Source organism: Rathayibacter sp. AY1B6, from assembly GCF_002932755.1.
Classification (GTDB): Bacteria; Actinomycetota; Actinomycetes; order Actinomycetales; family Microbacteriaceae; genus Rathayibacter.
Genome location: NZ_PSWL01000002.1, coordinates 77597 through 94810 on the forward strand (window position 1 = coordinate 77597; position 17214 = coordinate 94810).

A 17214-nucleotide genomic window follows, 5' to 3' on the forward strand; every position below is an offset into this window, starting at 1 on the left:
AGTCCGATGCATCGGCGCGACCCCTCCCTCCGCTCCCGCCGCTCGCGGGCGGCCCTCCTCCTGCTCCGCTCGGCAGGGGCCGCCGCCCTCGCGCTCGGCCTGTCCGGCGTGGCCTCCCCCGCCCTCGCGGCCCCGGGATCCGTCGCGACGGCGACCTCGACGCCCGCTCCCGGCACCGTCACCACGACCGCGGGAGCCGGCAGCGACGGCGTCCTGCGGCCCGGCCAGGACCTCGAGCTCTCGATCGCCGTGCGCAACGGCACCACGGAGGCGATCGACAGCGCCGACGTGACGGTCGCCCTCTCCTACGCGACCCTCGACACCCGCGCGGAGCTGCACGACTGGCTCGACGCCGAGGCCGACAACGACACCGACCCGGTCCGGACGACCGCTCAGCTGCGCCTGCTGCCCTCCAGCACCGCCGAGGCCGGCCTCACCGTGCCGGTGGACCAGATCCCCTTCTCCAACGACCGCACCGCGCTCGGCACCCACGCCGTCCTCGTCACGGTCACCGGTCCAGGCGGTGTCGTCTCGACCGCCCGCACGGCCGTCGAGCTGACCGACGACGCGGCGGCCCCGGAGCGCGAGACCGGCGTCAGCGTCCTCGTCCCGCTCACCGTGCCGGACACGGCCGACGGCCTGCTCTCGGCCGAGGCCCTCGCCGACTACACCGACGGCACGGGGACCCTCACCCGTCAGCTCGACGCGGTCGCGGGGAAGGGCGTCACGATCGGGGTCGACCCGCGCATCCTCGCCTCGATCCGCGTCCTCGGCAGCGCCGCTCCGGAGTCGGCCCTCGACTGGCTCGACCGGCTGCAGTCCGTGCCGAACGAGCGCTTCGCCCTGCCGTACGCCGACGCCGACGTCTCGGCCCAGGCGCAGGCAGGGCTCTCCACGCTCCTCTCTCCCACCTCCTTCGAGTACGCGATCGACGACACCCGCTTCGCCGCGGTCCCCGGCACCGAGAGCCCGGCGCCGACGGCCGCCGTCGACTCCGATCAGCCGGCCGAGGACCTGCCGGCGCGTCCGAGCACGGAGTCGCTGCTCGCCTCCGACTGGAGCACCACCCTCGGCAGCGTCGCGTGGCCCGACGAGGGCACCCTCCGGGGATCGGACCTCGGTGTCTACGCGGCCAGCGGCGTGAACCGCACGGTCGTCCCCTCCTCCGGGCTCCTGCTGCCGGAGAAGGTGACCACCACCTCGCGCGCCACCGTCGGCGACTCGGACCTGGTCGTGGCCGACTCGCGCCTCACCGAGGCGTTCGACGCGGCCGCCACCGCCTCCGACGACACCGAGTGGCGCGCCCGCATGTCCGAGATCGCCACCGATCTCGCCGAGGTGCAGGAGGAGGGGACCGCGCCGGACGTCGTGCTCACCCTCGGCCGCGGGTCCGCGATCGGCGCCGCGCGCCTCTCCGAGACCCTCGACGCGATCGAGTCGCTGCCCTGGGCCCGCGGAGTCGCCCTCTCCACCGCCCTCGCCGTCCCCGCGACCGAGGGCGCCAGCGTCGTCGACTCGCCGGAGTCGGAGTCGCGGCTCGACCGGGTGCGCGACCTGCTCGACGCCGGCTCCGAGGTCGAGGCGTTCTCCTCCGTGCTGCAGGAGCCGGAGCTGCTGTCGGGCAAGAGCCGCAACGACGTGCTGGCGCTGCTCTCGGTGACCTGGCGCGGAGACGGCAGCGGCTGGGGCGACGCCGTCGGCGCGGCCATGACCGAGGCCGACCGGACGCTCTCGCTGGTGTCGATCGACGCGACCGGCAGCATCCTGCAGGTCTCCCGCGACTCGAGCATCCCCGTGTACGTCCGCAACGAGCTCCCCTGGCCGATCGCCGTGCGGATCCAGGCCTCCACCTCCAACGCCGTCCTCGACATCGACGAGGAGGCGATCGAGACCACGGAGATCGACGCCCGCTCGCAGGGCCGCGTCCTCATCCCCGTGAAGGCCCGGGTCGGCAACGGCGAGACGAGCCTCGGCCTGCAGCTGACCTCGGCGCAGGGCGTCCCCATCGGCACCCCGACGGGAATGACGACCAGCGTCCGCGCCGACTGGGAGACCGTCGGCACCCTGGTCATCGGGATCGCGCTCGTCGTCGTCTTCGGCGCCGGCATCCTCCGCAACATCCGCCGTCGCCGTCGAGGCGACACCCCTGAGGACGAGGAGGACCCGAACGCCGTGCTCGAGGTCCAGCCCGACCTCGACGACCAGCGATCGGACCCGCGTGGCTAGCTTCTCCCTCGGACGCGCGAGCGCCGTCCTCGCCTCCGGCACGATGGTCTCGCGGATCCTCGGCTTCGTCATGTCGATCGTCATGGCGAACACGATCGGAGCCGCTGTCGCGCCGGGCGCGGACGCCTTCACGACGGCGAACCTGCTGCCCAACACGATCTACTCGATCATCGCGGGCGGCGCCCTGAACGCCGTCCTCGTCCCGCAGATCGTGCGGGCGGGCCTCGACGCCGACGGCGGCCGCGGCTACATCAACCGCCTGCTCACCCTGGCGCTCGGCCTGCTCCTGGTGACCACGATCGCCGCCACGGTCCTCGCTCCCCTGCTCGTGCGCCTCTATGCGCCCGGCTACGGGCCGGAGCAGTACCGGCTGGCCGTCGCCTTCGCGTTCTGGTGCCTGCCGCAGGTCTTCTTCTACGGCCTCTTCACCATCCTCGGCGAGGTGCTCAACGCCCGCGGCTCGTTCGGCCCCTTCACCTGGGCGCCCGTGCTCAACAACGTCGTGGTGATCGCCGGGCTCATCGCCTTCATGGTGCTGTTCGGCGCCGATCCCGAGGGGAACCGTCCGGTCGACTCGTGGTCCCCGGCCATGGTCACCCTCCTCGGCGGGAGCGCGACGCTGGGCATCGTCGTCCAGTCGCTGTTCCTGATGCTCTTCTGGCGGAGGGTCGGCCTCAGCTACCGCCCCGACTTCCGCTTCCGGGGCGTCGGCCTCGGCACGGCCGGACGGATGTCGCTGTGGTCGTTCGCCACGGTGCTGCTGACCATCGTCGCCGGCATCGTCGAGAGCCAGGTCTCCTCCACCGCCTCCGGCGAGGGCCCCTCGGCCGCGGCGCTGCAGAAGGCGTGGCTGATCTTCATGCTGCCCCACTCGGTCATCGCGATCTCGATCGCCATGGCGTACTTCACCAAGATGAGCGGCCACACCGCCCGGGGGGAGATGAAGGAGTTCCGCTCCGACGTCTCCACCTCGCTCCGCCTGGTGCTGATGATGCTCGTCTTCGCCGCCGCCGCGATCGTCGTGGTCGCGGTGCCGTTCGGCTCCGTCTTCACCGACTCGTTCGCGGACGCGCAGGCCATCGGAGCGATCGCCATGGCCTATGTGATCGCCCTGCCGCTGTTCTCCTCGATCGCCATCATGCAGCGCGCGTTCTACGCCCTGAGCGACGGAGCGCGGCCGTTCCTGTTCACCCTGGTGCAGGTCGTGGTGGCGGTCGCCGGCTACCTGGTCGTGCTCCGCCTCCCCGCTGACCGCACCGCTGTCGGCATCGCCGCTGCGACCTCGCTCGGCATCTGCGTGCAGGCCCTCGTGGCGGCCCTCCTCCTGCGCCGCCGGCTCGGCGGCCGGGGAGGAAGGCGGATCCTCGTCAGGCTCGCGCAGTTCGTCCTCGCCGCGGTGCCCTCCGCTGCCGCCGGCTACGGCGTCCTGGTCGCCCTCGGCGGGACACGCGCGGGCGGCTTCGCGGTGTCGAACTACGTGGAGCCGCTGCTCTCGATGGTGGCGATCGGCACCGTGATGGCGCTCGTCTACTTCGCGGTCCTCTGGTTCCTCCGGGTGCCGGAGCTGCGCGCCGTCCTCGCTCCGGTGCTCCGCCGACTGGGCCGCTGATTCTGTTCCGGTGAACCCCTGGTCAGAGGTCGTTTCACGGACCCCTGAACCAACAGCACCGTGACGCGGGCCACACTCCCGGGCCCGCGGAATAGTGCCCGCCTAGGATGTGTTGTAGCCCACGGAGCCGCGGAACGATTCGAGCGACCGGCTCCGGGTGCTCGGCTCCCGCCCCACCCGTCACCGCTCGTACAGACCCCGAGGAGTTGCCGTGCGCGACATCGTCATCATCGGATCCGGCCCCGCCGGCTGGACCGCCGCCATCTACGCGGCGCGCGCCGAACTGCACCCGGTGGTCGTGGCCTCGTCGGTCGAGATCGGCGGCGACCTGATGAACACGACGGACGTCGAGAACTTCCCCGGCTTCCCCGACGGCGTCCTCGGTCCTGAGCTGATGACCTCGATGCAGGCCCAGGCCGAGAAGTTCGGCGCAGAGACCTTCTACGACGACGTCACCTCCCTCGATCTCGAGGGCGAAGTCAAGACCGTCCACCTCGGCTCCGGCGAGAGCATCGAGGCGAGGACCGTCGTCGTCGCGACCGGATCCGCCTACCGCAAGCTGGGCCTCCACGACGAGGACCGCCTCTCGGGACACGGTGTCTCATGGTGCGCCACCTGCGACGGGTTCTTCTTCAAGGGGAAGACCATCGCCGTCGTCGGCGGAGGCGACTCCGCGATGGAGGAGGCGACCTTCCTCACCAAGCACGCTGCGAAGGTCTACGTGATCCACCGCAAGGACTCGCTCCGCGCCTCGAAGGTCATGCAGAAGCGCGCCTTCGACAACGAGAGGATCGAGTTCGTCTGGAACGCCGAGGTCACCGGCATCACCGGCGAGAACCACGTCGACGGCGTGAAGCTGCGCGACACGGTCGACGGCACCGAGTCCCACCTCGACCTCGACGGCCTGTTCATCGCGATCGGCAACGACCCGCGCACGCACGTCGTGCACGGCAAGCTCGACCTCACCACCGAGGGCACCATCTCGGTGGTCGGCCGTTCCTCCCAGACCTCCGTTCCCGGCGTCTTCGCCGCCGGCGACGTGATCGACCCGACGTACCGTCAGGCCGTCACCGCCGCGGCATCCGGAACGGTCGCCGCCCTCGACGCGGAGCACTACCTCGCTGCTCTCGCCGATGGCACCGCCCACACCGAAGGCTCACCCCGGGCCGAGCTCATCACCCGCTGACCGTCCGGTCATCGCACATCGGAGCCGGCAGCCCGCCGACTCGTGAAGGAGAGAACACCATGTCCACCGCGAAGAGCGTCACCGACGCATCGTTCCAGTCCGACGTCCTCGACTCCGAGAAGACCGTCCTGGTCGACTTCTGGGCCGAGTGGTGCGGCCCGTGCCGCATGGTCGCGCCGATCCTCGACCAGATCTCGGCCGAGCACGGCGACAAGATCGAGATCGTCAAGCTGAACGTCGACGAGAACCCGCAGACCGCCGCGAAGTACCAGATCACGTCGATCCCGGCGATGAAGGTCTATCAGAAGGGCGAGGTCGTGAAGACCGTCATAGGCGCCAAGCCGAAGCCGGCCCTCGAGGCCGACCTGGCCGCGTTCCTCTGAGTCCGCACCCCCTGACCGCCCCGCGCGGTCTCCGAGAGCCCCTGTCACGTCGTGACGGGGGCTCTCCTCGTTCCTCGGCCTGTTTCACGTGAAACAGACCCGTTGAGGCGCAGGCCACGATCCCTGCGGTGGCGCCCGACCGCCCCGCCGCAGCACAGGACCGGCCGGTACTGTGGATCCACCCGGCTCCGGCCGGAGAGACCCCGTCCACTGAGCGAAGCGGAACCATCGTGACCAACCGCGGCACCAACCTCGACCCCTGGTACAACTCCTACGCGGAGCGCACGGCCGGTCTGGCCGCCAGCGAGGTCCGAGCCCTGTTCGCCGTCGCGTCGCGCCCCGAAGTCGTCTCGCTCGCGGGCGGGATGCCGTTCGTGTCCGCGCTCCCCCAGGACCTGATCACCGGTGCCATCGACACCGTGATGAGGGAGCAGGGGCCCGTCGCGCTGCAGTACGGCTCGGGCCAGGGCGTCCCTGTCCTGCGGGAGCAGATCCTCGATGTGATGGCCCTCGAGGGCATCTCCGCCAGCGCGGACGACATCGTGGTCACCACGGGCTCTCAGCACGCGCTGGAGCTCGTCTCGAAGCTGTTCCTGGACCCGGGGGACGTCGTCCTCTCCGAGGGCCCCAGCTACGTCACGGCGATGGTCATCTTCCGGTCGTACCAGGCCGAGGTCGAGCACGTCCCGATGGACGAGCACGGGCTCATCCCCGCAGCCCTCCGCGAGCACATCGCTCGCGTGCGCGCCGCCGGCAGGACGATCAAGTTCCTGTACATGATCCCCACCTTCCACAACCCGGCGGGCGTGACCCTCAGCTGGGAGCGCCGCGTCGAGATCCTCGAGATCTGCAAGTCCGAGGGCATCCTCGTGCTCGAGGACAACCCGTACGGCCTCCTCTACTTCGAGGACGTCCCGCCGAAGGCGATGCGCTCGCTGGAGGAGGACGGAGTGATCTACCTCGGCACCTTCTCGAAGACTCTGGCTCCCGGATTCCGCGTGGGCTGGGCTCTCGCCCCGCACGCCATCCGTGAGCGGCTGATCCTCGCGAACGAAGCGGCTGTCCTCAGCCCGTCGTCCTTCAGTCAGCTGGTCATCTCGAAGTACCTCGAGACGGCCGACTGGCGCGGACAGATCGACACCTTCCGCGGCGTCTACCGCGAGCGCAAGGAAGCGATGCTGAAGGGCCTGCAGACCCATCTGCCCGGCCTCAGCTGGACGAACCCGAACGGCGGCTTCTACGTCTGGGTCACGCTGCCCGAGGAGCTCGACTCCAAGGCTATGCTGCCGCGTGCCGTGAAGGAGCTCGTCGCCTACACACCGGGTACCGCGTTCTACGGCAACGGAGACGGACGCCAAAACATCCGCCTCTCCTTCTGCTACCCGACGCCGGAGCGCATCGGGGACGGGATCCGCCGCCTCGCCACGGTCATCAACGGGGAGCTCGACCTGCTGTCGACCTTCGCGGGCACGGGCCGGCTGAGCAGCGCCGACGCGAGCAAGCGCGACGCCGTCCTGCCTCCCAACGTCTCCTGACACCGCTCCTTCGATAAGAAAGCCCTGGTCATGACCGATTTCTCTGTGCTCGACCGTACTCTCGACATCGTCGTCATCAGCGGTGGCATCAGTCACGAGCGCGACGTCTCCCTGCGGTCCGGCCGCCGCGTCGCGGACCGTCTCTCCGCCATGGGCCACCGCGTCTCCCTGCACGAACCGGACGCCGGGCTCCTCTCGACGCTCCTGCGGAAGCGTCCCGACGTCGTCTGGCCCGCCGTGCACGGAGCGAGCGGTGAGGACGGAGCGCTCCTCGGGCTCCTCGAGGCCGCGGGCTTCGCCTACGTCGGCTCGCAGACGGATGCGGCGCGCCTGGCATGGTTCAAGCCCACCGCGAAGACGCTCGTCGCCCGCGCCGGCTTCTCGACTCCGCGCTCCGTCACTCTCCCCCGCGAGACCTTCCGCGAGCTCGGAGCCGCCGGAATCCTGGAGCAGGTCGAAGCCCACCTGCCGGGCCCCCTCGTGGTGAAGCCGGCCCAGGGCGGCTCGGCCCAGGGTGTCAGCATCGTGTCGGACTCGTCGCAGCTCCCGCGAGCCATGGTCGAGGCGTACACCTATGGCGACGTCGTGCTCATCGAGCAGCAGATCCAGGGGACCGAGGTCTCCGTCGGCGTTCTCGACCTCGGCGACGGACCTTTCGCCCTGCCTCCGGTGGAGATCGCCCCCGTCGCCGGGCAGTACACCTTCGAGGCGCGCTACAACGCGGGGGAGACGCACTTCTACACCCCCGCCCGGATCGCTCCGGAGATCACGGAGGAGGTGTCCCGGGTGGCCGTGGCGATACACGAACTGCTGGGGCTCCGCCACCTGTCGAGGCTCGACTTCATCATCGACGAGGCCGGACTCCCCTGGTTCTTCGATGCGAACGTCCTGCCCGGAATGACCGAGACGTCGCTCGTTCCCCAGGCCATCGAAGCGTCGGGCCGCTACCTCGGCGACGTCTACTCCACTCTCGCGAAGCTCGCCGCGTCCTGACTCCGCTCCGTTTCACGTGAAACGGTGCTCTTCGACGAGCCTTCTTCGGGTCAGGGAACAGTGACTCCATCATCGAGTCGGCTGATGCTCGCCGAGTAGCCGCGTCGCGGCGTATCGAGATCCACCGATGGCGCGCTCTCCATCGCAAGCCTGGTCAAGGAGACGCCCAACCGCTTATCCAGACCCCGGCCGTCACCCCCCCACGCCAGCTCGGGCAAGGACCTGTCCGCCGAACGAGTCCTGTCCACCCACGCAGCCGCCGCCATGCGGTCGACCAGCCGAATTGCGGCGCGCCGCGAACCGTTCATCCCTCAGCGAGAAGCAGGTCAGTCAAAGCCTCGAACCGGAGATCGGCTCCCATCGACTCCGTGTGGCCGACGACATGCCGGTCGATTAGCGATGTAGCGACCTATCGAGAGCCCTCCGTCCCTCTGTCAGTGCCCTGCTCGGGATCGTCTGCTCCGAATATCGGCACCCATCGACTCGTGTATCCCCTCGCCATGTCGGTCGAGCAGCCGCACGACGCGCTAGCGATAGTCAGGATCAACGCCACTCAGGCCTTGTTCAACGAAGGTGGTTCGCCACCCATGAGCAGCTGGCTCGGCCACATTCTGACCGCGGAGACGCACTGTGGCGTCTCGAGACTGACAGTACGAAGGGACATGAGACAGCTGAATTCTTTGAACTCACTAGTCCGTCCTGACTAGGAGTCACTGTCTAGTCCTCGATCAGTCTCGTCGCGACTACCGTCGAGCTCCCGATCGCTGTCAGCTCGCCGACCGTCCGTGTGGGCATCGAGAGTTCCAGGCCGGGTGCGTTTCACGTGAAACGCTCCTTTAGCTGCGGAGCGAGGCGAGTCAGACCAGCGCGACTCCTGACGAGAAAGGAGAAGCCGAGGCCAGGTTCTGGCAACTGCAAGCTGGCCGCTCTCCAGTAGTGGTGTCTACCCCCGTTCCACCGTTTCACGTGAAACGGTTTCCCCGGTGGCACTCGCATCGCTCGCTACTGGTGCCCTGGTTGCACAGTGGCCTGTCGATGATGGGACTACGGGCGGACCAACTCTGATCAGAGACATTGAAGCGCCCTACCGTCCGCTTTCATCTCGCCCCCTCACCGCTCGTCGACTCGTCGGGTCTGTGACAGGTCCGTCGCGCACGAGGCAGAGTAGACGGGCACCGAGACCTCCCGACTCCCGCTGAGGGCCGGAACCCGTTTCACGTGAAACATTCGAGCGGCCGGTCGCCGCCGGTCAACATCGCGCATCCGCACCAGAGGCCTCACTCGGCTGGACGTGACTCCTTCAGCCAATCGTCCTGCGCTGGGCCGCGAGTCGCCGAGCCCGATCCGGACGCCCGTGAGCGATGAAAGCTGAGCGCAGCCGGCCCTGATCAGGGCATCCGGCTCCTCTTCAAACACCAGAAAAGCGCCCTGAGCAAATTTCTGCAGAGATCCACTGACCGGATGGCCGACGAACACCGACGGACGTTCCGTAGCGAGGTCGTCGCCATCACGACCTGAATCAGTGAAGCACTACTGAAACCCGGGATTCTCGACAAGAGAGACGTGCCAACGAGCAGGGTTTACCGATCACCGAGAAACATTCTCTGCGAGAATGCCCACATCACAGGGCATCTCGTCGTTCGCCACAAGCGCCCTGGTCTCATTGACACGGTGATGAAGAGGGGAGCGGGTACCGCCGCCATCGCGACTATCGCCGAGGGCGCAGCATCACCGTGTCCTCATCAGCCGCGGTGCACAGGAAACTCCGCGGCCGGGCCGACTCCCTACGGAGCGAGCGACACCTCGGTGGGCTCGCCGATCTCGGCGAGGATGCGGTTCAAGTCCTGGATGGTGGCGAAGTCGATGACCATCTGGCCCTTGCGGGCACCCAGAGTGACCTTGACGCGGGTGTTCAGCCGGTCGCCGAGGTGATCCGCGATCGACGAGAGGTGCCCGGAGTGCCCGCCCTGCTCCTCCACCACGGGACGCGCGGTCGTCCGCGGCGCCTTCATCTGCGCGGCCGCAGCCTCGGCAGAGCGGACGGACAGGTCCTCGTGGACGATCTTGTCGGCCAGGCGGCGCATCAGGTCGACGTCGTCGAGCGACAGAACAGCGCGCGCGTGTCCCGCGGTCAGGACGCCGGCAGCGACGCGGGCCTGCACATCGGCCGGCAGGCGCAGGAGACGGAGCGTATTCGAGATCTGCGGCCGCGAGCGTCCGAGCCGCGTCGCCAGGGCCTCCTGGGTGATCCCGAAGTCGCTGAGGAGCTGCTGGTAGGCCGACGCCTCCTCGAGCGGGTTGAGGTCGGCGCGGTGCAGGTTCTCCAGCAGTGCGTCGCGGAGCATGTTCTCGTCGGCCGTGTCCTTGACGACCGCTGGAATGGTCGTCAGTCCCGCGGCCTTCGAGGCGCGGAAACGGCGCTCGCCCATGACGAGCTCGTACTTCGCTCCGCCACGGGCCGTCACGGGCCGGACGACGATCGGCTGCAGCACCCCGAACTCGCGAATGCTGTGGACCAGTTCGGCGAGGTCGTCCTCGTCGAACACCGATCGCGGCTGCGCCGTGTTGGGGGTGATGTCGGCCAGGGGGAGTCGCGCCAGGCGCGCTCCAGGGACCTCGAGCAGCTCCTCGGCGCGTGCCGAATCGCCGACCTGATCAGGGAAGAAGACGTCGACGGGCCGGGAGCGCGACTCGTCGCTGGTCGGGATGAGCGAGCCGATCCCCCGGCCGAGTCCCGTGCGCTTGGTCGCCATCAGCGTGCCTCTCCTTCGTGTGCCGTCTCGAGTGTCCTGCGGGCTCCGCGCCGCGCGAGCTCCGCGGCGGCCTCCAGATACGCCAGCGAACCAGACGACTGCGGGTCGTAGCTGATCACGCTCTGCCCGTAGCTCGGCGCCTCCGAGATCCTCACGTTGCGCGGGATCACCGCGCGCAGCACCTCCTTCGGGAAGTGCTCCCGGACATCCGCTGCCACCTGCTGCGAGAGGTTCGTGCGGCCGTCGTACATGGTCAGCAGGATCGTCGAGACACCGAGGTTCGGGTTGAGGTGCCGCTCGATCAAGTCGATGTTCTTGAGCAGCTGGCTGAGCCCCTCGAGCGCGTAGTACTCGCACTGGATCGGGATGAGCACCTCGCGAGCCGCGACGAAAGCGTTGATCGTCAGCAGACCGAGCGACGGCGGACAGTCGATGAAGACGTAGTCGAACGGCTCGTCCATGGTGTCGAGCATGCGGTCGAGCGCACGGCGGAGCCGCTGCTCCCGCGCGACAAGCGAGACCAGCTCGATCTCGGCGCCGGCCAGGTGGATGGTCGCCGGCACACCGTAGAGAGACGAGAACTCCGGGCTCTTCTGCACCACGTCCGCGAGGGGAGTGTCGTTGACGATCACGTCGTACACGCTGGCCGTCTCGGCACGGTGCTCGATGCCCAGGGCCGTCGACGCGTTGCCCTGCGGATCGAGATCGATGACGAGCACCTTCGCCTCGCCGCGGGCGAGCCCGGCGGCGAGATTGACGGTCGTCGTCGTCTTGCCGACGCCGCCCTTCTGGTTCGAGATCGTGATGACCCGGGTCGACTCGGGCTTCGGCAGCGGCTGAGCGTTCAGCAGTGCGCGCCGGCGGGTCATGTCCGCGATCTCCCGGGCCAGGGGAGTCGAGGAGTCGAAGCCTCCGGTCAGACCGGCGGAATCGGGTTGTTTCACGTGAAACCTTCGCTCAGCGAGTGGGACGGACAGCAGCACCGAGGAGTCGACGGACGAGGAGTCGGGGGCTCACTGCGGCGTCGTGGCGATCAACCCACTGTAGCCCGGACGACCCTCGTCACCTCGGAGAGCACGCCGTCGCCCAGCACGACGACCTCCGGCGGGGAGAGCCGGAAGCGACGGATCTGCTGGGCCGCCGCCTCGATCTCCTTCTCGGCGTTGATGCCCTTCAGGAGCACCAGCTCGCCTCCGCGACGCAGCAGCGGCGCGGTCAGCGGGATCAGCTTCGAGAGGGCGCTGACCGCCCGGGCGGTCACCTGGTTCAGAGGCTCCGCGAGCTGCGCCTCCTCGGCGCGCGCACGAAGAACTGAGACATTCTCGAGTCCGAGTGCGTCGACCTGCTCCTGGAGCCAGACGACGCGACGCTCCATCGGCTCGATGAGCACGAACCGGACGTCCGGCCGCACGATGGCCAAGACGAGCCCGGGAAGGCCCGCGCCACTGCCGACGTCACCCACGAGTCCTGGACGCAGGAGAGGGGCCACCAGGGCGCTGTTGAGCACGTGCCGTGTCCAGAGCCGGGGGAGCTCCAGCGGCCCGATCAGGCCGCGCTCCTCGCCCTGGGCGGCCAGAGCCTCGGTGAAGCGCCGCAGGAGCGGCAATCGGTCGCCGGCGATCGCCGCAGCGGCTGCGGGCTCGGGCTCGAGGGTCGACTCCACTCCGCTCAGCCGCGGGTGATGACGGTGTGGCGCTCGCGCGCCTCACCGCGGGACTCCGACACGAAGCCGCGCTCGCCCACCATGTCGTGGACCAGCTTGCGCTCGTACGACGACATGGGCGGGAGCGAGGCCGACGTGGCGCCGTCCTCGATCCGCTCGATCGCGCGGTCGACCAGCTGGGCCAGCTCCGCCTCGCGGGCGTCGCGGGAGCCGCCGATGTCGAGGATGAGGCGGGAGAAAGCGCCCGTCTTCGTCTGGACGGCCAGGCGCGTGAGCTCCTGCAGCGCCTGGACGGCGTCGGGGCGGGAGAGCACCCGGAGGTTGGTGTCACCCGAGGCGGTGACCGAGAGGTAGGCGCGGCCGTTGCGGACCTCGATGTCGATGTCGCCGTCGAGGTCGCAGATGTCGAGGAACTCCTCGATGTAGTCGGCGGCCACGTCGCCCTCGTCCTCGAGCTGCGAGAGCGTGGACTCGGGCGCCTCGTCGGCGGTGGTCGCGTCGGCGTCCACAGGTGCGGACGCGTCGTCGGTGATGGTCTGCATCGGATCGGTCATGACGGCTCTACTTCTTTCCGGCTTGCTTCTTGGAGCGGTTCCTGCTCACGGGCTGCGTGCGCTGCACGGCCTTCTTCTCGACGAGGGTGACGTCGCCGGCGGCCGTGGTCTCCTCGACCAGCTTGCCCTTGCGGCGCAGACGCTCCTCGCGGGCCTTGGCGGCCTCGCTGCCCGGGGTGGGCATGTTCCGGATGACGATGAACTGCTGGATCATCGTCCAGATGTTCGAGGTCAGCCAGTAGAACATCACTCCGAGGGGGAAGGCGAAGCCCGAGAAGGCGAAGACGAGAGGGAGGATGTAGAGCAGGATCCGCTGCTGCTTGAACGTCGGCGAGGCCTTCGCCTCGGGCGACATGTTCTTCGAGACGATCTGCAGCTGGGTGATGAACTGCGACGCGGTCATGAGGACGACCATGATCACCGCGATGATGATGACCGGCTCCTGGCCGCCCTCGGCGAGTGCGCCCTGGATCGACTGGTGCAGCGGTGCGACGCCGAAGAGGTTCGCCTCGCCGAACTGGCGGGCGAGCGTCTCGTCGAGCGGTCCGACGCCCTTCTGGCTGTGCTGCGCCGCGTTCAGCACCGAGAACAGGCTGAAGAAGATCGGCATCTGGATCAGCAGGGGCAGGCAGGAGGCGAGCGGGTTGGTGCCCGTCTTCTTGTAGAGCTCCATGGTCTCGCGGGACATCGCCTCGCGGGACAGCTGGTCGCGCTTGCCCTTGTACTTGTCCTGGATCTTCTTGAGCTGGGGTGCGACCTCGAGCATCCGGCGCTGGCTCTTGATCTGCTTGACGAAGATCGGGATGAGCGCGGCGCGGATGACGATGACCAGGCCGACGATCGAGAGGACCCAGGTGATTCCCGCGGCCGCCTCCATGCCGGTGAAGGTCAGCAGCTGGTGGAAGGCGACGAGGAGCAGCTCGACCACCCACTTGAGGGGCCAGAGGATCGTGCCGAGGAGGTCCATGGAGTGGGGTCAGTCCTTTCGAGGGCCCACGACGAACCCGGCTCGCGTCACGGCGAAGCGGGTCCGGCCGGAAGCCGGTCGGTGCAGGGGGATCGAGGTCGGGACGTCGTCGATGCCGCCGGCCGCCCACGGGTGGCAGCGGAGCAGACGGCGGGCCGCGAGGACGGAGCCGAGGACGAGCCCGTGGAGCTGGACCGCCTGGAGCGCGTACGCGGAGCACGAGGGGTAGTAACGGCAGACGTCCCCGTAGAGAGGGGACACGACCGCCCGGTAGACGATCAGGAGCAGGACGCCGATGTTCCTCGGCAGCAGGAGGATCGCCCACCCGAGCCGGACGAGCGGCGCCTCGCGGCGGGGGAGTACGACGGTCACGAGGACGCCCCGCTCTTCCGCGCGGCTCGCGCCATCGCGGACCACACCTCGGAGCGCAGCTCGGACCAGGGCGCGTCGGCGCTGCCGGGCAGCGCGCGGACGACGACCTCGGTGCCGGGGTCGATCTCGGGGACGAGCTCGAACGCCACGGCCTTGAGCCGACGGCGGACGGTGTTGCGCGTCACCGCGGTGCCGACCGTCTTCGCGACGATGAACCCGAACCGCGCCGGACCGCCCGCGGAGGACCGGCGGACATACGTGACGGTGTGCGGTCCTGTGGACCGCACACCGCGACGGACGACTGTCCGGTACTCGCCTCCGTGGACGATGCGATTGGCTTTGGCCAGCACCGCTGGTCGGTACCGCTCGCTGCTAGGCGGAGAGCTCGGTGCGCCCCTTGGCGCGGCGCGCGCTGAGGATGCCGCGGCCGGCACGGGTGCGCATGCGCAGACGGAAGCCGTGCACCTTGGCGCGACGACGGTTGTTCGGCTGGAAGGTTCGCTTGCTCATAATCAGATCTCCACGTACGTGTTCCGCGGCGCGAACCGGCACCACCCGCTCGGGCGGAGACTCGGATCCTCCGGGAAGAAGGGGTGCCCGGCTGCGGAATCCGCTCGGCCTGCGAGGGCCGCACGGACGACACCGGGCAGGCGTCAACTGATTTAAACTACGGCCTGTTCCGCCACCGGTCAAATGTGGACGGCGCGAAACCTCGATCATGCACACGGGGCACGGGGTTCCGCGCATTGACACGCGGGTGTCGCTGTGGTGGATTTGTCTCCCGTCGGCTCCGTTCGTTACGGTGTTGAGCCGCAGTTATCCACAGGTGGGATCCGCGTCCTCCCGCGCCCGCACAGGCATCGCTCGAGGCCGGTGGACAACCCTGTGGAGAGAGCGGCACTCGAGACCCCGGCTCCGCGCCCGGTCCGCGACGCCCCTGCAGCGGGCGGCGACGGGTCCGGCGGAGGCGGCGATCCCGCAGCGACTTCACAGCGACAGCACCCAGGACCGGAGACAGATGGCAGACGACACGTCGATGGTCGACGCCTGGAACGTGATCCTCGGCGCACTGTCCCAGGACGAGCGGATCACCGCTCCCCTCTACGGGTTCGTCTCGCTCGTGGAGCCCAAGGGCATCATGGCGGGCACCTTCTACCTGGAGGTCCCGAACGAGTTCACCCGCGGGATGCTCGAGCAGCGCGTGCGCGTGCCCCTGCTCAGCGCGATCGGGACCCTCGACGACTCCTTCGGCGTCACCACGTTCGCCTTCGTGGTGAACCCCGACATCGAGCACGAGCCCCTCAGCTCCCCGTCGTCGCAGGAGTCGGTGAACCCGTTCGAGCCGATCACCGCCTCCTCGGCGACGGTCGCGCCGACCCGCGGGGTCGAGGAGCTGCGCACCGTGCCGGCGACCGACACCCGGCTGAACCCGAAGTACAGCTTCGACAACTTCGTCATCGGAGGCTCCAACCGGTTCGCGCACGCCGCGGCCGTCGCCGTCGCCGAGGCTCCCGCGAAGGCCTACAACCCGCTCTTCGTCTACGGCGACTCCGGGCTCGGGAAGACGCACCTCCTCCACGCCATCGGCCACTACGCGATGAGCCTCTACCCGGGGATCCGCGTGCGCTACGTCTCGAGCGAGGAGTTCACGAACGACTTCATCAACTCGATCGCGAACAACCGGGGCAACGCCTTCCACGGCCGCTACCGCAACGTCGACATCCTCCTGATCGACGACATCCAGTTCCTGCAGGGGAAGGCGGAGACGCAGGAGGCGTTCTTCCACACCTTCAACCAGCTGCACGACCACAACAAGCAGGTCGTGATCACGTCCGATCTGCCGCCGAAGGCCCTGACGGGCTTCGAGGACCGGATGCGCTCGCGCTTCGAGTGGGGCCTCATCACCGATGTGCAGGCTCCCGACCTCGAGACCCGCATCGCGATCCTCCGCAAGAAGGCGGTCAGCGAGAAGCTGCTCGTGCCCGACGACATCCTCGAGTTCATGGCGTCGAAGGTGTCGAGCAACATCCGCGAGCTCGAGGGGACGCTCATCCGCGTCACCGCGTTCGCGAGCCTGAACCGGACACCGGTCGACATGTCGCTCGTGCAGACCGTGCTGAAGGACCTGATCACGCTCGACGAGGACAACGTCATCTCGCCGGTCGACATCATCAACCACACCGCGGACTACTTCAAGCTCACGGTCGACGACCTCTACGGCTCGTCTCGCTCGCAGGCCGTCGCCACCGCGCGCCAGATCGCCATGTACCTGTGCCGTGAGCTGACGAACCTCTCTCTGCCCAAGATCGGCCAGCTGTTCGGCAACCGCGACCACACCACCGTCATGTACGCGAACAAGAAGATCTCGGAGCTCATGAAGGAGCGCCGCAGCATCTACAACCAGGTCACCGAGCTGACCACCCGCATCAAGACGAACCGCTAGCCGGCGGTCGGACGGCCCCCGGTACCGCCCGTCGTGAGGTGGTGCGCCCCGGGGCCGATCGACGTCCGTGCCCGCTGGTCGGCTGTCGCCGCATCCCTCCTCGCCTGAGGGGAGGCGACGGTGGTCGCGCCGCGAGGAGCAGGACGCACTGAACGGTGTCGGCGCGCGTCGAGATCGGAGAGACCGTCCTGTCGGAGGGTCCCGGTACGCCGCGCTGCGGCGCCTCGACCAGCACGGAGTGGCGCTCACGGCGACCGATGGAGCAGCGCGGGGGAGAGGGAGCGGCCGTCGTCTTCTGCGCCGCTCGGACGGCGGGGGCCGCGTTCGACGGCCTCCGTCGTGACCGGAGACGTCGTCCGCTGACTCCCTCGACCTGTCGAGCGCGCCTCGGACACGCCGCCTCGCGCGCCTCCGAAGGCCGATTTCCACAGTGTGAGGAACCTGTGGATAACTGTGGACAACCGCCTCGGGACTGTGCGCCGGGAGGGCCCGCCTGTGGAGGGCGACCGGTCGGCCCGGATCGCTCCACA

At 68.9% G+C, this 17214-nt stretch carries 15 protein-coding genes; 7 read left to right on the forward strand and 8 right to left on the reverse strand.

Going from position 1 to position 17214, the window contains the following annotated elements:
* Positions 1-6 precede the first annotated feature (6 nt).
* The 6 genes from C5D08_RS01330 (at position 7) to C5D08_RS01355 (ending at position 7932) form a co-directional block, all read left to right on the forward strand.
* Positions 7-2226, forward strand: a complete 2220-nt coding sequence (locus tag C5D08_RS01330; RefSeq protein ID WP_104275474.1) for a DUF6049 family protein — start codon at positions 7-9, stop codon at positions 2224-2226.
* On the forward strand, positions 2219-3835 hold the full coding sequence (gene murJ, locus C5D08_RS01335; protein WP_258067184.1) for a murein biosynthesis integral membrane protein MurJ: 1617 nt from the start codon (positions 2219-2221) through the stop codon (positions 3833-3835). Before C5D08_RS01330 ends, murJ begins: the two co-directional genes overlap by 8 nt.
* Positions 3836-4046: 211 nt before the next feature.
* A complete protein-coding gene (trxB, locus tag C5D08_RS01340) occupies positions 4047-5021 on the forward strand; it encodes a thioredoxin-disulfide reductase (RefSeq protein WP_104275475.1) in 975 nt (324 codons plus the stop codon).
* A 59-nt stretch (positions 5022-5080) separates the two neighbouring features.
* The gene (gene trxA / locus C5D08_RS01345) at positions 5081-5404 is read left to right on the forward strand and encodes a thioredoxin (protein WP_104222687.1); all 324 of its coding nucleotides are present in this window, start codon (positions 5081-5083) and stop codon (positions 5402-5404) included.
* Between the two features lie 230 nt (positions 5405-5634).
* Positions 5635-6939, forward strand: a complete 1305-nt coding sequence (locus tag C5D08_RS01350; RefSeq protein WP_104275476.1) for a PLP-dependent aminotransferase family protein — start codon at positions 5635-5637, stop codon at positions 6937-6939.
* A 30-nt stretch (positions 6940-6969) separates the two neighbouring features.
* Entirely contained in the window at positions 6970-7932 is a 963-nt protein-coding gene (locus C5D08_RS01355; protein ID WP_104275477.1) for an ATP-grasp domain-containing protein, read from the forward strand.
* Positions 7933-9716: 1784 nt separating this feature from the next.
* Here the strand turns inward: C5D08_RS01355 and C5D08_RS01360 are convergent.
* The 8 genes from C5D08_RS01360 to rpmH all read right to left on the reverse strand — a co-directional run bounded on the left by C5D08_RS01360 (position 9717) and on the right by rpmH (position 14751).
* Positions 9717-10685, reverse strand: coding sequence for a ParB/RepB/Spo0J family partition protein (locus tag C5D08_RS01360; protein WP_104275478.1), 969 nt, complete (start codon positions 10683-10685; stop codon positions 9717-9719).
* Positions 10685-11629, reverse strand: a complete 945-nt coding sequence (locus tag C5D08_RS01365; protein WP_374953957.1) for a ParA family protein — start codon at positions 11627-11629, stop codon at positions 10685-10687. The genes C5D08_RS01360 and C5D08_RS01365 overlap by 1 nt, the downstream gene beginning before the upstream one ends.
* 89 nt (positions 11630-11718) lie before the next feature.
* Complete coding sequence (gene rsmG, locus C5D08_RS01370) at positions 11719-12348, reverse strand: 16S rRNA (guanine(527)-N(7))-methyltransferase RsmG (protein WP_104275480.1); 630 nt, start codon at positions 12346-12348, stop codon at positions 11719-11721.
* Positions 12349-12353: 5 nt separating this feature from the next.
* The gene (locus tag C5D08_RS01375; protein WP_258065251.1) at positions 12354-12902 is read right to left on the reverse strand and encodes a R3H domain-containing nucleic acid-binding protein; all 549 of its coding nucleotides are present in this window, start codon (positions 12900-12902) and stop codon (positions 12354-12356) included.
* Between the two features lie 7 nt (positions 12903-12909).
* Positions 12910-13869, reverse strand: coding sequence for a membrane protein insertase YidC (yidC, locus tag C5D08_RS01380; protein ID WP_104275481.1), 960 nt, complete (start codon positions 13867-13869; stop codon positions 12910-12912).
* Positions 13870-13878: 9 nt separating this feature from the next.
* Positions 13879-14241, reverse strand: a complete 363-nt coding sequence (yidD, locus tag C5D08_RS01385; RefSeq protein ID WP_258067185.1) for a membrane protein insertion efficiency factor YidD — start codon at positions 14239-14241, stop codon at positions 13879-13881.
* Complete coding sequence (gene rnpA / locus C5D08_RS01390; protein ID WP_104275482.1) at positions 14238-14591, reverse strand: ribonuclease P protein component; 354 nt, start codon at positions 14589-14591, stop codon at positions 14238-14240. The genes yidD and rnpA overlap by 4 nt, the downstream gene beginning before the upstream one ends.
* A gap of 22 nt (positions 14592-14613) precedes the next feature.
* The gene (rpmH, locus tag C5D08_RS01395; protein ID WP_055784512.1) at positions 14614-14751 is read right to left on the reverse strand and encodes a 50S ribosomal protein L34; all 138 of its coding nucleotides are present in this window, start codon (positions 14749-14751) and stop codon (positions 14614-14616) included.
* A gap of 628 nt (positions 14752-15379) precedes the next feature.
* Between rpmH and dnaA the strand changes: the two genes are divergently transcribed.
* Complete coding sequence (gene dnaA, locus C5D08_RS01400; protein WP_374953958.1) at positions 15380-16684, forward strand: chromosomal replication initiator protein DnaA; 1305 nt, start codon at positions 15380-15382, stop codon at positions 16682-16684.
* Positions 16685-17214 lie beyond the last annotated feature (530 nt).